3 protein-coding genes and 1 pseudogene are annotated in these 3,031 nt (G+C 54.1%); all 4 read right to left on the reverse strand.

Annotated elements, in window-relative coordinates:
• The coding region (locus tag L692_RS0107305; protein ID WP_025698533.1) for a contractile injection system protein, VgrG/Pvc8 family at positions 1-984 on the reverse strand (984 nt) is incomplete at its 3' end.
• Between the two features lie 52 nt (positions 985-1,036).
• The gene (locus L692_RS0107310; RefSeq protein WP_025698535.1) at positions 1,037-1,453 is read right to left on the reverse strand and encodes a DUF4280 domain-containing protein; all 417 of its coding nucleotides are present in this window, start codon (positions 1,451-1,453) and stop codon (positions 1,037-1,039) included.
• Positions 1,454-1,459: 6 nt separating this feature from the next.
• Complete coding sequence (locus L692_RS32475; RefSeq protein WP_025698536.1) at positions 1,460-1,990, reverse strand: hypothetical protein; 531 nt, start codon at positions 1,988-1,990, stop codon at positions 1,460-1,462.
• An 87-nt stretch (positions 1,991-2,077) separates the two neighbouring features.
• Positions 2,078-3,031, reverse strand: a pseudogene (locus tag L692_RS28045) (pentapeptide repeat-containing protein); the annotation flags it as partial.

Below are 3,031 nucleotides of genomic sequence, written 5' to 3' on the forward strand. Positions count from 1 at the left end.
GGTTGCTGCCGGAAACCAGCAGGCCTTGGCAGGGTCTTGCTTAGGATCAATGTCCAGTTGAAGCTGCATAAAATCCTGCTGGACCTTGAGCACCGTTCCCGTTAGCGAAATCCCGGTGACCTGGTCGTTCTCATACCGGGCATAGCGGATATCCGACTCGGCCTGTAGATCATAACGGGTACGCAGCAAGCCATCCGCTAAAGTGGTGACCGCCCGTACGACGACCAGCTCCTTGCCTTCCCCGACCGGCAACGCAAGGAGGTCGCCTAACGCATAATATTGCAGACTTTCAATGGTACAGGTGACATACGAGCCCGCGCGTTCCCCCGGTTTTCCTGCGCCGAGTTCATGAAATGTTTTGCGTACCTGATAAGATATATCCTCTTCTACTTTGTGTGGCGCACCTTCCGGCATGCCGAAGAAAACCTTGGGTGAGGCGGCGGTCACCTCCGGCACCAGCACAGAGCCGAAGCGGGAGGCGAGACGCTTTAAAAAGGCCCAGTCTGTCTCCTCATATTGTAGAACAAATGCCTCCAGCCTGGCATCATGGGTTACGGTATCAATCAGATCCCCGTACTTATACTTGCGTACCAGCGCGGTGACCAGATCCTCATAGGTGCGGTGGGCATCCGGATAGGAACGCTTTTTCCCCCGGATATCCATCTGATACGAATGCGAGGCGGCCTCCAGTTCGAAGGTATAGACTCCCCGTACACAATGTACGGATATGCGTGTGATGATCCCGTGGAACAGCTTTCTGAGCACCTCTCCGTGTCCATCCAACTGACGAATGGCAATCGGCTCTTGCTCCATGGCTTGCCCGATCCATGCGGCTCCTTGTTCCTCGGACAAAAGGCCTGTCATCTGTAAATAAGCATGTTCGTTGATGGCTCGGTTGATTTGGAGCTGCTTAATAAGCTGAGGCTGAAAAGGGCCGTAAAAGCGGAGGCTTTCATAGCCAATCCCAGCTAACTGTAGGCTCAAATCTGTTCGTGTCTCCTTTCCGGCATGCAGGGCTGGTTGCCTCGTTCAGCGGCTAGTCCAGCTCCTGCCCGTCATTTTCAATGCGGATCTGTCCGCGATACAAGCAATGCTGGGTACAGTTCTGCGTCAACGCAGGCTGGCCTTCGATCCTCATGTCGCTTTTTCCGTTCAGCCAGGGCATGGTGAGGACAGGGACGCACGGGGCTTTCCTGACCCCATAGATATCGACCATCTGACTGGCTTGCACAGTAGGATTGAACGGACTGGAGCAGTTTCCAAAGGGCGGGATGTTCACTCCCGGCGCATAATCCCCGATATTCATCTGTGCTTTGTTTTTGACATATACGCCGTGGCTGACAGGCCGCTTTAAACGGGTGGGCTGGGTACCATAGCTGCAGCTCAAAATCGCGCCTGCTACCACGTAGCTTTTTTTGCCGCCCGTTCCGGGCTGTACCTTCACTTCGTTCACTTGAGATCATTCCTCCTTTGTTGCCGTCTCCGCCCGTTGTACGCGTATACCTGCAAATGGGCGGCGCAGCAGACTTTCCGCCACGGCCAGGTCGATGTAGATGTAAGGCTCCATCAGGCCGGCGATCCGAAACACAGGAGACCCGATATTCCCGGATTGGAGTATTAGATGCTTCAAGGTGTGATTGGGATGCCGCTCGGTCTGGGAGGAAAGGCAATCCAGCCTCGGAGGACGAAGCACCCAATATACCTCTTGTCTGGCTCGCTGAAAATCAGTGAGAATAGCCGCTTTCCATTTTAGCCCCGGAGCAATCTTTTCCAGGAGTGCCTTAAGCGGATCGGATACGAGCGGGACAGGAAATTCCAGAAAATCGGGAAATACGGTCTGTGAATCGGTATGTACAGTTAAGAACAGGGGAGAGTCCTCCGTTAAAGAGCCTTGGTCCGACAGGATGCTTTCGATCTGCGAAGGAGACAGGGAAGCCGGTTCTACCCGATGCGGAATACGCTCGTCCGTCATGAGGCGAAAATATCTCATGGCGGCTGTTCCCCCTGTACTGGTCACATATGGGACGCTTATATCCGCAGGCCGAAGCAGGGAGGGGGAGGACGTGGCCGTTTCTGTCAAGCCAATGGCCTCGCCTAGCTGTTCCTCCGTAAAACGCACACCCTGTACCTTTGCCCCTGTAAAATCGGTTTGTGCCAGGCGGGCCCCTTCAAAGGAAGCGCCTGTGATATCGGCTCCGGCAAAGCAGGAACCTGTCAGATCGGCCCCGATAAATGAAGCGTGTTGCAGTGAGGCAGCTTGGAAGACCGCCCCTTGCAACTGAGCCTCTCTAAAGGAAGCCCCTTGCAAGTCCGCTCCTGTAAAGTCCACACCACTAAATCCTAATGGCTCCCAGTCGAGCCAAGCGTTAGCGCCGTCTCCCGCATTGCCTGTAACGGCGTCGAATATGGCATGGTCCATGGAACAACCGCTAAAATCGGCTCCGTGAAGCAAGCTGAAAGTCAAATCGGTTTCTTCCAATCGGCAATCCTGCCATACGGTTCCCACCAGGACACAAGCATGAAGGCGGGTGCGCTTCATTCCAACCTGACGAAAAGCGGCATAACGAAAATCCAGCTGGCTGAAATCTCCATCGGGCAGTTGAACCTGGGTCAATGCCTGGTAGCTGTACGCATGCTCCTCTTTTTCCTCCAGCCAATCCCGAATGACATTCGATTCCACCTGTCTGCGATCTTCTTTATACACGGACACACTTTGATCGAGATACTCTGCCACACGAATTTCGAATGTTTCTTCCCGCTCCAGATCCTGAAATTCCGGCAAACACACGGCCTGCTTCATCGCCCGACGCATCAAATTCACAACGAGCGCATGGATATGCACTGCTGCCTCCAGCATGAGCCGCTCAAGTGCATAAGCCGATAGAAAAACTTGCTGTTTCTCTGCCTCGGTTCGCACAAGCTGCTGCAATTCGCGCCAATAGGAGAAGGCCCACTGTGTATCATATTCAAACCGGACGGGTTCAGGATCAAGCAGCCATAAGACATCGGAAGCCTCAACGAGATAGGCGGG

Origin of the sequence: Paenibacillus forsythiae T98 (genome assembly GCF_000520735.1) — a bacterium.
Classification (GTDB): Bacteria; Bacillota; Bacilli; order Paenibacillales; family Paenibacillaceae; genus Paenibacillus_AQ; species Paenibacillus_AQ forsythiae.